Origin of the sequence: Sphingopyxis chilensis, assembly GCF_035930445.1 — a bacterium.
Classification (GTDB): domain Bacteria; phylum Pseudomonadota; class Alphaproteobacteria; order Sphingomonadales; family Sphingomonadaceae; genus Sphingopyxis; species Sphingopyxis chilensis.
This window is the reverse complement of record NZ_CP142394.1, coordinates 380220-396847: the sequence shown is the minus strand read 5'-3', so window position 1 is coordinate 396847 and position 16628 is coordinate 380220. Positions and strand designations below refer to the sequence as shown.

Sequence of the window (16628 nt, the reverse complement as noted above, 5' to 3'; positions counted from 1 at the left end):
GGGCCTCGGAACCATCTGCAATAGTATATATACGATAATTAAATATCGCGTCTCAGCGGACCTTCTATTCCCTGCGCGTCGCGCCGGCCGGCCGGGGATCGGGCGGATCGGACCGAACACCCGGAGGCACGGCAACAGGGCCGTCGAGCAAGGGATCCTGCGTCCGGCGCATCCACTCGCTCAGCCGCGAGCGCATATCCTCCAACACCGGCGCCAGTTCCGGCAGCGCGACAAGATTGCGCTGTTCGGTCAGATCGAAATGGAGGTCGAACAATTCTTCGCCCGCCTCGTCCGCCACCAGGGGATAGCCGGCCCAGCCGCGCTTCAGCCACTGGGCCTTGGTCAGTCCGCCGTCACAATTGACGACCACGGGCGTCCGACGTCCATCGAAACGCCGGATATATTTGTACCGCTGCGTTCGCACCGCGCGCTTCGGCTCATAGGCCGCGTGGAAAGTCAGCTCGGTGAATATCGCCTCGTTCACTTCCGCCTTTCGCCCATCGACGACGGGCAGATAGGATTGGCCTTCCAGCCAATCGGGCGGCGCAATTCCAAGATATTCGCACAGCGTCGGAAACAGGTCGATTTGCGACAGCAGGGCGTCGGAAACCTTGGGACCGGCGAATGCACCCGGGCCCCGCATGATCATCGAAACCCCGGTGCCGCCATCGCGCAATTCGCCCTTCATCGTCGGAAACGGCAGGCCATGATCCGTCGTGCTGATGACCAGGGTATTGTCCGCCAGCCCCGCCGCCTGAAGCGCATCGAGGATAAGCCCGACGCCCTTGTCGAGCGCGCGGGCGCTGGCATGATATTCGGCCATGTCGCGGCGGCTTTCGGGCGTGTCGGGAATGGGGGCCGGCGGCAGGATGAAAGCGGGGTCGTCCACCGCCGGGTGCAAGGGCCGGTGGGTTTCCTCAAATCCGATATCGAGGAAAAACGGCTGAGCCTTTGCCGCCGGGCTGCGGAGAAATGCCGCCGCTCCGGGCGCCACGTCGCGCACCATATTGCTTTGATGCGGAAGGATTTGGCTATAGCCGATCGACGCGGCGTCGCGCGCGACATGCTGAAGCCCCGCAAGCATGGTGGCATAGCCTGCCCGGCCTAGCGTATGCACCAGATGGCGTTCGGGATGCGCAAGGTCCCAGCCGCGATGCGTGAGCCCGAGCATCCCGCTGCTGTGCGACGACTGGCCCGTCAGCATCGCCGCCCGGCTGGCGGAGCAGCTCGGCGAGGCACAATGCATCTGCCGGAACAATACACCCTCGCGGGCAAGGCCAAGGAGGCGCGGCGTCGGCACCGCATAACCATAGGGCGACAGGTAACGGCCCGAATCGTGCGAATGGATATAGACGATGTTGGTGCGCCGCGACGGCTGGATCGCGCTGGCGCGCGCCGCGTCGAAAAGCGATGGCGCGGCCGCAGCAGCCGCGGCCACGCCGACGAGTTCGCGGCGCGTGAAGTCCTTTGGCATCTATCTTCCCTCAATCATCGCGGCCGTCACCGCGCTCTTTGCTCTGTTGTCCGACAAAGGCATAATATATATTATAGATATGCCAATTTAAAAAGTGGCAAGTGGAAGAGCGTCATGAAGCGCTGTCGAAACGAACGTGGCCGCGGGCACGGCCTGCAGGGGAGGACGATAGCGTGACAACCATCTGCAACCGCTGGACGGCCCGCGCCGCGATCACCGCCGCCGCCGTCCTTGGCCTGTTGTCTTCAACGCTCGCGGAACCGCACGCGCAGAAAGGCTCCGGCATCGACGCACAAAGCCATGACCTGAATCTGCCCCGCTGGGGCCCCTATTCCAACGCCTATCTGGGCGTGTCGCACATTCCGGATCTGGCGCCGGGAATGCGGTTCGACATCACCCTGTTCGCCGGGCCGCACACGACGTCGACGCCCGATGTCCCCAATGCGTCGCTCAACACCGGTTTCGTCGCCTGGGAAGCGGCGCCCGACCTGTCCTATCATTCGTATCGCCAGAAACTGGAAGGGCAGCAGGTCTATGCCGAGATCGCGTTTGCCGCGCTGGACCCGGCATCGGATGCACGACTGATCCGCGTCGATCTGGTCAACGGCGGCACGCGGGCGAAAACAATGACGCTCAATCTTCTGGCTTCGATGCAACGTCCCAACCGGGCGCCCGGCAGCGTGCTGACGCCGCGGCGCATCTTGCGCGCCAGCATCCCGGCGGGCGGCAAATGGGTGTCGGGGGTTCATTATCGAGCGCATCGCCGGGCGCGGCCGACACCGTCGGAGCGGCTCGTTTACGATGGCTGGTTGCGCGGCGAGGTCCGCGAGGACGGGCTGGTAGATGGCCGCGCGCTGCGCATGGCGGCGGGAGACACGGCGACCTATGCCGTTCCCGCCGGAACCGAGGTCGCGGTGCTGCGCTATCGCGCCAAGACGCAGGTCGCGCTGGCCGACGCCGGAGGCGTGTCGCTTCCCCCCGCCCCCGACGGCGGGACGTGGACGATGCCGCTCGCCGTCGGCACGCGCGCGCTGACGCTCCGTCCGGCGGGCGCGGTCGACCTCGAAGGGATCGCCTTCGTACCCGCCTCATCCGCGTCGGCGGTGAGCTTTCCGCCGGAGGACGCCGACACCCGCCCGGAGATGGCGAAGGGACCCGCCGAGCAATCGCTGCTACTCAAATATCGGCAGGCCGATGCCTGGTACGGCCTGCGCTGGTTCCGGCCGGGAGTGCGTATCCGCGAATTTCGCAACGGGACGCTCGATTTCTTCTTCGCCCGGCGCAGCCACAGCAAAACGCTGACGGTCGCGCAGGGCGATGGCCGGGGTCATTATGCCAATCTGCTGTTCGGCGGCACGCCGGTCGCCGCCGGCGGCAGGGAGACGATCTGGGCGCTGGTGTCGACAGGCTCGCGCGAGGCCATCGAGCGCACGCTCGACGCCCACCCCGATACCGCCGCGCTGGAACGCGCATGGGCACGGGGCAAGGCGCGTGCGGCAATCGCCGATCCCCTTCCCGCCGGCCGGCGGTTCATGCTGGCACGCCAGTTGATCGGCGCCAATCTGCTGATGAACATCGTCTATCCAGTCTATACGCAGGACCAGTACATCCGGCATTTCACGCCCGGCAAATGGTGGGATTCGCTCTACACTTGGGATTCGGGCTTCATCGGTATCGGAATGGCCGACGTCGCGCCGCGCCTCAGCGCCGACGTGCTGCGCGCCTATACGACGCCGCCCGGCGCTCAATCCGCCTTCATCCATCACGGCACACCGCTGCCAGTGCAGCATCATCAATATCTGGAGCTCTGGAACCGCACCCAGGACCGGCGGATGCTGGCCGACAATTATCCCCGCCTGCGCCATTATTATGATTTCCTGCTCGGCCGGGTCGAAGGCTCGACGATCGCGGCGCTGCCGTCCGGACTTCTGAAAAGCTGGGATTATTTCTATAATTCCGGCGGCTGGGACGATCTACCACCGCAGGTGAGGGTACACGCGGCAAAGCTGCAGGCGCGCGCCGCGCCGATGGTCACCACCGCGCACGCGATCCGCGCAGCCAAAACGCTGCGCATGGCGGCGCTCGATCTGGGACGGACACGCGACGTCGCGCAATATGACGCCGACATTGCGCGCCTGACCCGCGCGGTGCAGGCGAACGCCTGGGACCCCGCGACCGGCTATTTCGGCTATGTCCTCCACGATGCGGCAGGCCGTCCCGAAGGGCTGCTCCGCACCCCAGACGGCGAAAACTGGAACCGCACGCTCGACGGCGTCCAGCCGCTGATCGCAGGCATCACGACACCCGAGCAGACCCGCGCCATCCTCGCGAACCTGCGCGACCCGGCAAAGCTGTTAACGCCTGTCGGGCTCACCGCCGTCGACCGTTCGGCATCCTATTATCGTCCCGATGGCTATTGGAACGGGACTGTTTGGTTCCCGCACCAGTGGTTCGTGTGGAAGGCGCTGCTCGATCAGGGCGAGGGCGGCTTTGCCTGGCAGATCGCGCGCACGGCGCTGGACGCCTATCAGACCGAGGCCGACGCGAGCTGGTCCTCCGCCGAACATTTCGAGGTTGCAACGGGTCAGGGTACGGGCTGGCACCAGTTTTCGGGCCTGTCATCGCCGATCGCCAACTGGTTTCAGGCCTATTTCGTCCCGGGCCGGCTGAGCACCGGCTATGACATATGGGTCCGGTCGCAGACCACCCGGCCGGACAAGCGCGGCATCACCGCAGACCTGGCGATCCACAGCGCGCGAAACGACGGGTTTATCAGCGTTCTGGCAACGCTCGCACCCGGGGAGCGGTATCGCGCGACCTGGAACAACCGATCGATCGAGGCGATCGCGATCCACGACGGCGCCTATGAATTGCGCATACCGTTGAGCGGTTCGCGAAAAGGACGCTTGGACATCTCCGCCTCGAACGTTCGTCCCATTGTACAAGAATGGTCCCCCACATATCCCGACTGAATGGCCGCTTTCGAATGATTTGAGCGAGGCTGCGAACGATCGACATGGGCGCAAAGCGGAAGCGCTGCCCGGCTGATGGCTGATATACCCTCGTTGCGGTCCACTTGCCGCTCGTAAAACCCGGCGCCTGATTGACCGAGACGCCAAAAAGCCTCAGACGCCGCTTAAAGGCGAGCCACTGGCGGGTCTTTTTGTTGGGCAAAGACTGGCCGCCGATTCACGCGAGGTCGCGCACCTTCGCCTCGCGCGCCCAATGGCGCCGCGTTCCGACCTTGATGAACTCCGCCAAGTCCACCACCCCTTCGTCCTTCTCGACACCAGCCTTGTCGAGCAGCGGCTGCGATGCAGCATCATGGGCGATCGTCTTGCAATGGCCGAATGCGTCCATGAACCATTGCACCGCTGCGCCCTGCGTCGCCAGCGCTTCTGCCTGGTCGGGCGCAAGCACCGAAGCCACGGCATCGAACAGCACCGACGGCGAACCCGCGAGTTGTCCGTCAGCCTTCAGCGTTCCGCCTTTGACGGCAATTCCGCCCACCTTGGGCGCGACGAGAAAAGCAGTGCCCCCCGCCTTTTCGATCTGCTTCCTGAGCCGGTCGATCGCCGCGAGGTCCGACCCTTCGGCAAAGAGGATCGCGACCTTGCGACCTTCGAAGTCGGGATAACCGACCTTCTGGATCGACAGCGCGTCGGAGGGCGCCATATCGATCGGCGCTTTTGCCGCCTTGATCTTGGGCGGCAAGTCGATCGCAAGCCCCTGTGCAACGCGCTTCGCAAGGTCTTCGTCGACATTGCGAAGCTGGCCGACGACACGCGCACGCACATGGTCGAGCGTCACCTTCGACAGTTCGAATACCAGCGCCGACGCGATATGCGCCTGCTCATTCTCGGTTTGCGACCGATAGAAAAGACGCGCCTGGCTGAAATGGTCGGCGAACAGGCTTGCACGAATGCGCAATTTCTCTCCGGCGTCATTGCGCTCGTCGTTGACCGGGAAGGTTGCAAACCCCGTTTGGGGGCACGCGCGCGGTCCGCCGTCCTCGCCAGCCTCGGCAAGGCTGTTGGGCTCATAATTGGCACGGCCTTGCGGAACGAGCGTTTGCATCATCCCGTCGCGCTGGAAATTGTGGAAGGGGCATTTGGGCGCATTGACCGGGATCTGGTGGAAGTTGGTGGTCCCGAGGCGCGACTTCTGCGTATCGAGATAGGAGAAGAGCCGTCCCTGGAGCAGCGGGTCGTTGCTGAAATCGATGCCGGGGATGATGTTCGAGGGCAGGAACGCGACCTGCTCGGTTTCGGCGAAGAAATTGTCGACGTTGCGATTGAGCGTCATGCGGCCGATGATCTCGACCGGCACATCCTCTTCGGGGATGAGCTTGGTCGCGTCGAGAACATCATAGGGCTGGTTCGCCGCAAAATCCTCGTCGAAAACCTGGATGCCAAGATCCCAGGCGGGGAAGTCGCCGTCGTCGATCGCCTCGAAGAGATCGCGACGCTGATAGTCAGGGTCGGCGCCCGCTATCTTGACCGCCTCGTCCCACACCGTCGATTGCAGCCCGAGAACAGGCTTCCAGTGGAACTTGATGAATTTCCCCCTCCCCTTCGCGTTGACGAAGCGGAATGTATGGACGCCGAAACCTTCCATCGTGCGAAAGCTGCGCGGGATCGCGCGATCGGACATCGCCCACATGATCATGTGGGTGGCCTCGGGCATCAGTCCGATGAAATCCCAGAAGGTGTCGTGCGCGCTCGCCGCTTGCGGATAGCCGCGGTCAGCCTCCATCTTCACACTGTGAACGAGATCGGGAAACTTCATCGCGTCCTGGATGAAGAAGACAGGGATATTATTGCCGACCAGATCCCAATTGCCCGCCTCGGTATAAAGCTTGACCGCAAATCCGCGCACGTCGCGCGGCGTGTCGACCGACCCGGCTCCGCCCGCGACGGTCGAGAAGCGCACGAATACCGGACAGGTCTTGCCCGCTTCCTGGAAAATATCGGCTTTGGTCAGGTCGGGGATCGCGCGCGTACATTCAAAGACCCCATGCGCACCCGACCCGCGGGCATGGACGATCCGCTCGGGAATACGCTCGTGATCGAAGTTGAAAATCTTCTCGCGGAGGACAAAGTCCTCGAGCAGCGTGGGTCCGCGCTCGCCCGCCTTCAGCGAGTTTTGATTGTCGGCAATCCGATGTCCGAAATTGTCGGTGAGGTGTGCCCGGCCGTCGCGATGATCTTCGTCATGCGCGATCTGCTGATGAAGCTCGCCGCCATTGCCATTGGAAGCCTTGACCGCGGTCTGGCCGCTCCCCGGCTGGTGATCCTCGAGAGAATTGACGCTAGCGGGGGTGGGCGCAGATTTCTTGGCCATCGATTTGCTCCTGAAACTGGGGATGCCTTCTCAACCCCCGGCGACCGGGCAAGTTTCGCGGACCAGCGATAATTGCATGGTCGACTACGCCACAGCTTATCCTATGTTGGACAGGCAGCAGCACTTGGGCTGGCGTTCTTACCCGAGGCGCCGTACCGAACAGGGCAGTAGCCGCAAGCCTTCCCGCTTGGATGATCTCCATTAATGTCCGTCTCACCGGGGTTGAGCTGTCCAGAAGGCGACGACCCGTCTGTCACGATGGACGGGCCTGCCGGCATAGCACCCGGACAGCCATAACGGCTGCCAACCAGAGTGCGTCCAGTTGCGCCTGTCAGCGCAACATCTTCCCCGGATTTCGCCCGATCGACATACTTTTCTATTTTTTAGAATATAATGGATAATTTTATCCGTCTGTTTCGCACAAACTCTCCTGTCTAAACCCGCCTCAGCCCGAACGGTTCGGGTGTCAGGATCATCCAACAGGAGTTGTTGCCCATGTCGATCAAAGCCACCCCTACCCCCGCGAAGACGCTGCTGGACCCCGGCAACCACGCGCTGGTCCTTATCGATTTCCAGTCGCAGATGGCCTTCGCCACCAAGTCGATCGCACCCGAACTCCTGCGCAACAATGCCGCGCTCGTCGCGAACGGCGCCGCCGGCTTCAACGTGCCCACCATCCTGACCACGGTCGCAGAGAAAAGCTTTTCGGGTCCGATGTTCGACGAGATCACCGACGCTTTTCCGGGCCAGGCGCTGCTCGACCGTACGAGCATGAACACATGGGAAGACGCCGCGGTGATCGACGAGGTCAACCGGATTGGCAAGGACCGCATCGTTTTCGCGGGTCTGTGGACCTCGGTCTGCATCGTCGGCCCGGTCCTTTCGGCACTCGAACAGGGCTTCGAAGCCTATGTCATCACCGACGCCAGCGGCGACATTTCGGAAGAGGCCCATGAACGCGCCGTCGAACGGATGACCCAGGCCGGCGCCAAGCCCATCACTTCGCTGCAATATCTGCTCGAACTGCAGCGCGATTGGGCGCGCGCCGAAACCTATGACCTCACCACCGGTATCGCCCGCAAATGGGGCGGCGGCTACGGCCTCGGCATCACCTATGCCAAGGCGATGTTCGGCGCTTCCGAGGGCGGCCACTGATTTTGCCCGATGGGCCGGAGGGCGCCACATCCGGCCCGCATTTCCCGACCAAATGAAAGGACGAAACCATGGGCTACGTTACCACCAACGACGGTGTCGAAATCTTCTACAAGGACTGGGGGCCAAAGGACGCGCAGCCCATCGTCTTCCATCACGGTTGGCCGCTGTCGTCGGATGACTGGGACATCCAGATGCTCTTCTTCCTCGCCAAAGGCTACCGCGTCGTCGCGCACGATCGCCGCGGCCACGGCCGGTCGGCGCAAGTCAGCGAAGGCCATGACATGGACCATTATGCGGCTGATGCAGCCGCCGTCATGGAACATCTCGAGCTCAAAAATGCGGTCCACATCGGCCATTCGACGGGTGGCGGCGAAGTCGCTGCCTATGTTGCGCGCTATGGCATCCCGCAGGGCCGCGTCGCCAAGGCCGTACTGGTTTCGGCTGTGCCGCCCATCATGCTCAAGACCGCCCGTTATCCGGGCGGGCTGCCGATCGAGGTGTTCGACGGCATTCGCAGCGAACTGGCTGCGAACCGCGCGAAATTCTTCCGCGATCTCCCGTCCGGGCCCTTCTACGGCTTCAATCGCGACGGCGCGAACGTCATCCCCGCCGTGATCGACAATTGGTGGCGCCAGGGCATGATGGGCAGCGCCAAGGCGCACTACGACGGGGTAAAGGCCTTCTCGGAGACTGACCAGACCGACGACCTCAAGGCGATTAGCGTACCGACGCTCGTGCTGCACGGCGACGACGACCAGATCGTACCCTACAAGAACGCGGCGGTGTTGCAGGCCGAAATCCTGCCGAACGCGACGCTTAAAATCTACGAGGGCTTCAGCCACGGCATGCTGACGGTCAACGCCGACGTCATCAACCGCGACCTGCTCGCATTCGTTCAGAGCTGAGGCTGAAAAGGGAGAACGGACGATGAAGATATACCTCGTCTCGCTTGGTGCCGGATTGCTGGTCGGTGTCATCTACAACCTGCTCGGCGTCCGTTCTCCCGCCCCGCCGATCGTCGCTTTGCTCGGTCTCGCTGGAATCCTGCTCGGCGAGCATATCATCCCCTTGGCAAAGCGGCTGGCCGACAGACCCGAACTGGCTCGCTATTTTCACCAAGATTGCGCCCCGCAGATTTTGGGGACGCCGCCCACCGGAAAGGAGCGCGACGCATGAACCCGATTACCCGCCGCCAGGCGCTTGCCGGCGCCGCTACCACCGCCCTTCTCACCGCCACGGAAAGCATCGCCATGACCCAGCCCGACCTCGTTATCGTCAATGCCAGGGTGACCACGCTCGACAAGGCCAATCCCGAGGCACAGGCTGTCGCGATCCGCGGCGGCAAATTCCTGAGCGTCGGCAGCGAGCAGGTGGTCCGCGCCGACGCCGGCCCCGATGCGAGGGTCATCGACGCGAAGGGCCGCCGCCTGATCCCCGGACTGATCGACAGCCACATCCACGTCATCCGCGGCGGCCTTAATTATAATATGGAATTGCGCTGGGACGGCGTGCCGAGCCTTGCCGACGCGATGGCGATGCTGAAGAAGCAGGCCGCGAACACCCCGCCTCCGCAATGGGTGCGCGTCGTCGGCGGCTTCACCGAACATCAGTTCGCCGAAAAGCGCCTGCCCACTCTCGATGAGATCAACGCGGCCGCGCCCGACACGCCGGTGTTCATCCTCCACCTTTACGACCGCGCGCTGCTCAACGCCGCAGCGCTACGCGCCGTCGGCTATACGAAGGACACACCGAACCCGCCGGGCGGCGAGATCGTCCGCGACGCGGCGGGCAACCCCACTGGGCTTTTGCTCGCGCAGCCCAATGCGGTGATCCTCTATGCGACGCTCGCCAAGGGGCCAAAGCTGCCCGAAGACTATCAGGTCAATTCGACGAAGCATTTCATGCGCGAGCTCAATTCGCTCGGCGTGACCAGCGTCATCGACGCGGGTGGCGGGTTCCAGAACTATCCCGACGATTATCAGATCATCGAAAAGCTGCACAAGGACGGCGAACTGACGCTGCGCATTGCGTACAACCTCTTCACGCAAAAGCCGAAGGAAGAGCTCAAGGATTTCGCGACCTGGTCCAGCCAAGTGAAGCCCGGCGACGGCGACGACAGCTATCGCCACAATGGCGCGGGCGAGATGCTCGTCTATTCGGCCGCCGACTTCGAGGATTTCCGCGTCGAGCGCCCCGAGATGCCGGCGAATATGGAAAGCGACCTCGAACCCGTCGTCCGCCTGCTGGCCGAACGCAAATGGCCTTGGCGGCTCCACGCGACCTATGACCAGACGATTTCGCGCGCACTCGATGTGTTCGAAAAGGTCAATCGCGACATCCCGCTTCAAGGCCTCAACTGGTTCTTCGACCATGCCGAGACGATCAGCGAGCGCAATATCGACCGCATTGCCGCATTGGGCGGCGGCATCGCGGTCCAGCACCGGATGATGTTCCAGGGCGAATATTTCATCGAACGCTACGGAGCCAAGGCGGCCGAGGCGACCCCCCCGATCAAACGGATGATGGAGGCGGGCATTCCCGTCGGCGCGGGCACCGACGCGACGCGTGTCGCAAGCTATAACCCATGGGTGTCGCTCTCTTGGCTCGTTACCGGCAAGACGTTAGGCGGGACCACGCTCTATCCGGTGCGCAACCGCCTTGACCGCGAAACCGCGCTGCGGCTGTGGACTGAGAAGAACACATGGTTTTCGAACGAGGTCGGCAAGAAGGGCCAGATCAAGGCCGGCCAGCTCGCCGACCTCGCGCTGCTCTCGGACGATTATTTCGGCGTCGCCGAAAGCGAGATCGTGCATCTACGTTCGGTGCTGACCATCCTCGGCGGCAAGGTCGTGCATGGCGAAGGCGACTATCGCCCGATCGCCCCCGCGCTGCCCAAGCCGATGCCCGACTGGTCGCCCGTCGCGACGTTCGGCGGCCATTATCGCCGTCCCGAAGGTGCGCAGAAGATGGCGGCCGCCTGCGGCTGTGCCAGCGCATGCAACGTCCATGGCCACGACCATGCCGCGGCGCTCGGCGCCAATATCCCCGCCGCCGACGTCCAGAGCTTCTGGGGCGCCTTCGGCTGCGGCTGCTGGGCGGTCTGAGCGATGACGTCCGCCGCAGCCCCGGCAGGGACAAGCGAGGGCCCGCTCGCCAGCCCGATGTTCCGCGCCTTGTGGATCGCCACGATCGTTTCGAACGTCGGCACCTGGATGCACGATGTCGGCGCGGGCTGGCTGATGACCTCGCTCTCGCCCGACCCGTTGATGGTCGCACTTGTGCAGGCCGCGACGACCTTTCCGATGTTTGTGCTCGCGCTACCCGCCGGCGCGCTCGCCGACATCGTCGATCGCCGCCGCCTGCTGATCGGTGCGCAACTGTTCGGACTGATCGGCGCCACGGGGCTCGCTGTGATCACGTTAGCGGGCTTGACCACTGCCTGGGTACTGCTCGCCTTCACCGCGCTGATCGCCGTCGGCGCTGCCTTCTCGGCCCCCGCCTTTCAGGCGATCGTTCCCGAACTGGTGCCGCCAAAGGCGCTGCAACAGGCGGTCGCGCTCAACTCGCTGGGAGTCAATATCGCACGCGCGATCGGGCCGGCGCTCGGCGGGGTCATCATCGCCGCTTCGGGCTCCGCCGCGGTGTTTGCCGCCAACGCACTGTCGGTCGTCGGCGTCATCATCGTGCTTTACCGCTGGCGCCGCGCGGCGCCCGACCGCCACCTGCCCGCCGAGCATATGGTGGGCGCGATGCGCGCGGGGCTGCGCTATGCCATGCGTGCGCCCGAACTGCAGGTCGTGCTGATCCGCTCGGTCGGCTTCTTCGTCTTCGCCAGCGGCCTGTGGGCGTTGCTGCCGATCATCGCGCGCCGCGACCTCGGGCTCGGCCCGGCGGGCTATGGCGGCCTCCTCACCTTCATGGGGCTCGGCGCGATCGGCGGCGCGATCCTGATGCCGAAGCTGCGCGGGCGCATGGGCGCGAATGCGATCACGCTCGCCGCATCGACCCTGCTCGCCGCGGCGATGGCCGCCCTGTCTCTCGTCAGCGGTTTCTGGACCGCATCGGCGGCGCTGTTCGTCGCGGGGCTGGCTTGGATCGCGATGATGGCCTCGCTCAACGGCGGCGCGCAGGCGACCTCGCCCGGCTGGGTCAAGGCGCGCGCGCTCGCCATCTACCTGCTCGTCTTTCAGGGGTCGATGGCGGGAGGCTCCGCGCTCTGGGGGGCGCTCGCCTCGCGCATCGAGGTGCCGTCGACCCTGCTCGTCGCGGCGGCGCTGCTCGCCCTCGCAGGGCTGGCGCTCGCCTGGCGCTTCCCGCTCGACAAGGCAAGTATGCTCGACCTCGCGCCCTCGGCGCACTGGCCCGCCCCACTTGTCGATGGCGATGTCGAACATGACAGCGGCCCGGTGCTGGTCACGGTCGAATATCGCATCGACCCGGCGCAGGTGCCCGCCTTTTTCGCCGAAATGCAGAAGATGCGCCGCATCCGCCGCCGCGACGGCGCGATCCACTGGGGCATTTACGAAGATACCGCCAACCCCGGCACGGTGATCGAAAGCTTCACCGTCGAGAGCTGGCTCGAGCACCTTCGCCAACACGACCGAGTGACCAATGCCGACCGGGTGCAGCAGGAGGCGCTGCGCGCCTTCCAGACCGGCGATGCCCCGCCGGTCGTACGTCACTTCGTCACGCGCCGCTGATGCGCGCGCTCGCTCTCCTCGCCGCGCTGCTTCCTTTCGCGGCGTGGACGCAGGAGGCGCAGCAGACCAATCTTCGTTACGACGAGGATTGGTCCTTGGTGTCGAACGCACCGCGCGAAGGATGGCGCGCGGCGAAATATCGGCCGCTGACCGACGACGGCTCGGCCTATCTGACGCTGGGCGGCGAAGCGCGGGCGCGGTTCGAGGGGTTCGACGACAATCTGTGGGGCGATCCGCCCGCCCCCGACGACGGCTATCTCTGGCTCCGCGTCATGCCCCACGCCGATCTTCACGTCGGTCCTGCGCGCGTATTCGTACAGGGCATCGCGGGCTATGCACGCGGCGTCGGCGCGGGCAAGGGTCCCGTCGACGAAACCGGTATTGACCTGCTGCAGGGCTTCGCTGACGTCCGCATGCCGCTTGGCAACAGTGGCAACCTGACCGTGCGGGCCGGACGCGAACTCGTCGCGCTGGGCTCGGAACGGCTCGTCGGAATCCGCTATGGTCCGAACATTCCGCAAGCGTTCGACGGCGTCCGTGCCATCCTCGACCACGGCCCGGCCCGTATAGACGCATTCCATCTGCGGCCCGTCGCGGTGGCAGGCGGCGACTTCGACGACCGGACCTCGACGACGCGGCGGCTGGATGGGGTCTATGCGACGCTCGCGCCCGCCACGGACATCGGCATCGACGCCTATTGGCTCGGCTATATGAATGAGGAGGCCCGCTTTGCCGGTCGCACCGGCCGCGAGACGCGCGACACCTTCGGCCTGCGCTTCTTCGGCCAGCGCGGCAACCTCGGCTGGAACTGGGAAGCGATGCTCCAGCGCGGGCATTTCGATGGCGATCGGATCCGCGCCTGGTCGCTCGCAACCGAGACCGCCTGGCGCTTTACCGACATTCCGCTCAAACCGCGCGTGCGCCTGCGGGCCAATATCGCAAGCGGCGACCGCGATCCCGCCGACGGCCGAATCCAGACTTTCAACGCCCTTTTTCCGAAGGGCAAATATTTCGGCGAGCTATCCCCGATCGGACCGCGCAACATCGTCAACGTCCATCCCAGCGTCGATTTCGAGCTCGGCAAGGGCGTGACGGTCGAACTGGTTGCCGCGCGCTTTTGGCGCGAAAGCCGCGGCGACGGTCTCTATGATATTCCCGGCGGGCTCATCCGCCCCGCGGGCGGTGGCGATGCCCGGCATATCGGCGACCAGATCGAGATTTCGGCGGGCTGGCAGGCAAGCGCGCTGTTGTCCTTCACCGCCTCATTGTCAGCCTTTCGTCCCGGTTCCTATATCCGCGACACCGGCCCAGCTCGCCAAATCCATATGGTCGGCGCCGAAGCGATGCTAAAACTCTAAAGATCGATCATGCCGGCCAGTTCGGCGTCATTCTCGCCGAGCGCGACGAATTGTTCGAGCAGCCAAGACGCCGCCGGCCCCGGCGGAGTGTCACGGCGCCAAACGCCCGCAAAACGATAGGTGCCGCCCGGATGATCGGGCATCGCGAGCTGCACCAGCGTCCCCGCGACAAGGTCGGGCGCGATCATCGGCAGCGGCATATTGCCCCAGCCGATCCCTTCGCGCAGCAGCGCATGCTTGGCGCCGAGATCGGCGAGCCGCCAGGTCTTGGGGCTCATCACCGAATAGTCGCGCCCCTCGGTAAAACGCGAACGGTCGGTCAGGACGAGCTGCGTATAATCGCGTCCGGCCCCGGGCGGGATACGGCCCATGCGGCCGAGCGGATGATCGGGGGCGGCCACCGGCACCATCGGAATCGAGCCCGCCGCGACGCATTCGACCCCCTCCACCCCCGCCGCCAGCGGCCCCGATAAGCCGAGGATCGCCCTTCGGTCGAGCACCATCGCGGTGATCGCACCCAACGCCTCGACATGGAGGCGCAGCTGAACCGTCGGATATTCAACGGCGAAGGCACGCAGCACCTTGCCCAGGCGTTCGGACGGCAACATCACATCGACCGCGAGGTCGACCTCCGCCTCTAGTCCGTCGAGGATCCCCTTCACCTTGGCGCGCAGGCCGTCGATGCCGACCGAGATCGCGCGCGCCTCCGACAAAAGCGCGCGGCCTGCGACGGTGAGCTGCGGCTTGCGCGTCCCCTCGCGTTCGAAGAGCGTCAGCCCGAGCTGCGCTTCGAGATTGGAAATGCCGTAGCTGATCACCGAAACGGCGCGATTGAGCTGGCGCCCCGCCGCCGCGAAACTGCCCGTGTCGACGATCGCCAGGAAGATGCGAAGCTGGTCGAGGGTCGGGGTTCCGGGATTGTTCACTATTCAATTTCCTCGAACATTTCGGTGAATTTTATCTCACTGAACAAAAGAAGCCGCAATGCCTAAATCACGCCCAACGGCGCCCGATCCCGGTACGCCATGGAGATAAAAGATGATCGAACTTCGTCCCTTCGACAGCCTCGGCGGCGCCAACCATGGCTGGCTCGACGCCAAGCATCATTTTTCCTTCGCCGGCTATCACGATCCCGCCCGCACCAGCTGGGGCAATCTGCGCGTGTGGAACGACGACACGATCCAGCCGCAGACCGGCTTTCCGCCGCACCCGCACCGCGACATGGAAATCATCACCTATGTCCGCGAAGGCGCGATCACCCATCAGGACAACCTCGGCAACAAGGGCCGCACCGAGGCGGGCGACGTGCAGGTGATGAGCGCCGGCACCGGTATCCGCCATTCGGAATATAATCTGGAGGACGTCACGACCAAGATTTTCCAGATCTGGATCATTCCGACCCGCGACGGCGAAGCGCCGCAGTGGGGCGCGAAGCCCTTTCCCAAGGGTGAGCGTTCGGGCAAGTTCGTGACGCTGGCCTCGGGCTACGATAACGATAATGACGCGCTGCCGATCCGCACCGACGCCCGCGTCGTCGGCGCGACGCTCCGCGCGGGCGAGACGGCGGAATATCCGTTAGGCAAGGATCGCAAGGCCTATCTCGTCCCGGCAAAGGGCGCGGTGCAGATCGACGACGTCCGCGTGAATGCCCGCGACGGTGCCGCGATCAGCGATATGGAGGTACTTCGCGTGACCGCGATCGAGGACAGCGAAATCGTCCTCGTCGACGCGGCCTGACAAAGCCCGGAGCGCCGCCCGGCCGGTGGCGCTCCCAAGGGGGAGAATGACGATGATCCGTTTCCGGGACCGCGGTGCCCGCGGCCGGCACCAGGGCGGCCAGATCGACGCCTGGCACAGCTTTTCCTTCGCCGACTATAACGACCCCAAGCATATGGGCTTTCGTGCCTTGCGGGTGCTCAACGAAGACCGAGTCGTCCCCGGCGCCGGACTCTCCGAGCATGGTCACGAAGATATGGAGATCGTGACCATCGTGCTGAAGGGTGCCATCGAGCATCGCGACGACCTCGGCAACAGCGCGACCATCCGCGCGGGCGAGGTCCAGCGGATGAGCGCGGGCACGGGCATCCGCCATAGCGAACGCAATCCGAGCGCCGATGAACGCGCCCACCTCCTCCAGATATGGATCATCCCGTTCGAGTTCGGGGGCCCGCCTTCTTACGACCAAAAATCCTTCGCCGCCGATGAAGGGCGCAACCGTTGGGTCACCATCGCGAGCGGCGACGGACGCGAAAGATCGCTAACGCTGCGCCAGGATACCGTCATGGCGATAGCCCGGCTCGACGACGGCAAGGCGATCGCACGCGAACTCGACCCGAAGCGCGGCTATTGGGTCCAGGTCGTTGGCGGCATTGTCGGCTTGAATGGCACCGAAATGCGCGAAGGCGACGGCGCCGCGCTGACGTCGGAAGGCATGTTGTCGATTGAGGCCGATTCCGATGCGGAAGTTTTGCTCATCGACCTGCCCTGACCAGACCGAGCATCGCCGGTCACGGACCTCAGCAGAGAATCGCGCGAAGCGGACGGCCAAGACAAGTCAGGGCGTTGCGTCTCCACCTTATCGTCAGCTTTCATATGAAG

At 64.5% G+C, this 16628-nt stretch carries 12 protein-coding genes; 9 read left to right on the top strand and 3 right to left on the bottom strand.

Translation table 11 applies throughout. From position 1 onward, the window contains the following. Positions 1-64: 64 nt before the first annotated feature. On the bottom strand, positions 65-1474 hold the full coding sequence (locus tag VSX79_RS01880) for a sulfatase family protein (RefSeq protein ID WP_326914254.1): 1410 nt from the start codon (positions 1472-1474) through the stop codon (positions 65-67). Positions 1475-1647: 173 nt separating this feature from the next. Here VSX79_RS01880 and VSX79_RS01875 point away from each other — a divergent pair, with 173 nt between their 5' ends. Then, on the top strand, positions 1648-4446 hold the full coding sequence (locus VSX79_RS01875; RefSeq protein ID WP_326914253.1) for an MGH1-like glycoside hydrolase domain-containing protein: 2799 nt from the start codon (positions 1648-1650) through the stop codon (positions 4444-4446). Between the two features lie 217 nt (positions 4447-4663). On the opposite strand, the gene VSX79_RS01870 is transcribed toward VSX79_RS01875, so the two are convergent. Next, positions 4664-6817: a catalase gene (locus VSX79_RS01870; protein ID WP_326914252.1), complete on the bottom strand. Its 2154-nt coding sequence runs from the start codon at positions 6815-6817 to the stop codon at positions 4664-4666. A gap of 495 nt (positions 6818-7312) precedes the next feature. Here VSX79_RS01870 and VSX79_RS01865 point away from each other — a divergent pair, with 495 nt between their 5' ends. The 6 genes from VSX79_RS01865 (at position 7313) to VSX79_RS01840 (ending at position 14030) form a co-directional block, all read left to right on the top strand. Continuing rightward, positions 7313-7972: a hydrolase gene (locus VSX79_RS01865; RefSeq protein ID WP_326914251.1), complete on the top strand. Its 660-nt coding sequence runs from the start codon at positions 7313-7315 to the stop codon at positions 7970-7972. Positions 7973-8040: 68 nt separating this feature from the next. Then, entirely contained in the window at positions 8041-8877 is an 837-nt protein-coding gene (locus VSX79_RS01860) for an alpha/beta fold hydrolase (protein WP_179499704.1), read from the top strand. Between the two features lie 22 nt (positions 8878-8899). Continuing rightward, a complete protein-coding gene (locus VSX79_RS01855) occupies positions 8900-9148 on the top strand; it encodes a DUF1427 family protein (RefSeq protein ID WP_326914250.1) in 249 nt (82 codons plus the stop codon). After that, positions 9145-11076, top strand: a complete 1932-nt coding sequence (locus VSX79_RS01850; protein WP_326914249.1) for an amidohydrolase — start codon at positions 9145-9147, stop codon at positions 11074-11076. The genes VSX79_RS01855 and VSX79_RS01850 overlap by 4 nt, the downstream gene beginning before the upstream one ends. 3 nt (positions 11077-11079) lie before the next feature. Continuing rightward, complete coding sequence (locus VSX79_RS01845; RefSeq protein WP_326914248.1) at positions 11080-12672, top strand: MFS transporter; 1593 nt, start codon at positions 11080-11082, stop codon at positions 12670-12672. Then, positions 12672-14030, top strand: a complete 1359-nt coding sequence (locus VSX79_RS01840) for an alginate export family protein (protein ID WP_326914247.1) — start codon at positions 12672-12674, stop codon at positions 14028-14030. The genes VSX79_RS01845 and VSX79_RS01840 overlap by 1 nt, the downstream gene beginning before the upstream one ends. Here VSX79_RS01840 and VSX79_RS01835 read toward each other — a convergent pair. Next, a complete protein-coding gene (locus VSX79_RS01835) occupies positions 14027-14956 on the bottom strand; it encodes a LysR family transcriptional regulator (protein WP_326914246.1) in 930 nt (309 codons plus the stop codon). The genes VSX79_RS01840 and VSX79_RS01835 overlap by 4 nt on opposite strands. Before the next feature lie 112 nt (positions 14957-15068). Between VSX79_RS01835 and VSX79_RS01830 the strand changes: the two genes are divergently transcribed. Continuing rightward, on the top strand, positions 15069-15767 hold the full coding sequence (locus tag VSX79_RS01830; protein ID WP_179499697.1) for a pirin family protein: 699 nt from the start codon (positions 15069-15071) through the stop codon (positions 15765-15767). Between the two features lie 52 nt (positions 15768-15819). Beyond that, the gene (locus VSX79_RS01825; RefSeq protein ID WP_326914245.1) at positions 15820-16518 is read left to right on the top strand and encodes a pirin family protein; all 699 of its coding nucleotides are present in this window, start codon (positions 15820-15822) and stop codon (positions 16516-16518) included. Positions 16519-16628: the final 110 nt, after the last annotated feature.

What these genes read in the sequence shown, in the direction of transcription:
- VSX79_RS01880 (WP_326914254.1), bottom strand. Translation starts at nt 1,474, where the DNA reads ATGCCAAAGGACTTCACGCGCCGCGAACTCGTCGGCGTGGCCGCGGCT.
- VSX79_RS01870 (WP_326914252.1), bottom strand. Translation starts at nt 6,817, where the DNA reads ATGGCCAAGAAATCTGCGCCCACCCCCGCTAGCGTCAATTCTCTCGAG.
- VSX79_RS01865 (WP_326914251.1), top strand. Translation starts at nt 7,313, where the DNA reads ATGTCGATCAAAGCCACCCCTACCCCCGCGAAGACGCTGCTGGACCCC.
- VSX79_RS01860 (WP_179499704.1), top strand. Translation starts at nt 8,041, where the DNA reads ATGGGCTACGTTACCACCAACGACGGTGTCGAAATCTTCTACAAGGAC.
- VSX79_RS01855 (WP_326914250.1), top strand. Translation starts at nt 8,900, where the DNA reads ATGAAGATATACCTCGTCTCGCTTGGTGCCGGATTGCTGGTCGGTGTC.
- VSX79_RS01850 (WP_326914249.1), top strand. Translation starts at nt 9,145, where the DNA reads ATGAACCCGATTACCCGCCGCCAGGCGCTTGCCGGCGCCGCTACCACC.
- VSX79_RS01845 (WP_326914248.1), top strand. Translation starts at nt 11,080, where the DNA reads ATGACGTCCGCCGCAGCCCCGGCAGGGACAAGCGAGGGCCCGCTCGCC.
- VSX79_RS01840 (WP_326914247.1), top strand. Translation starts at nt 12,672, where the DNA reads ATGCGCGCGCTCGCTCTCCTCGCCGCGCTGCTTCCTTTCGCGGCGTGG.
- VSX79_RS01830 (WP_179499697.1), top strand. Translation starts at nt 15,069, where the DNA reads ATGATCGAACTTCGTCCCTTCGACAGCCTCGGCGGCGCCAACCATGGC.
- VSX79_RS01825 (WP_326914245.1), top strand. Translation starts at nt 15,820, where the DNA reads ATGATCCGTTTCCGGGACCGCGGTGCCCGCGGCCGGCACCAGGGCGGC.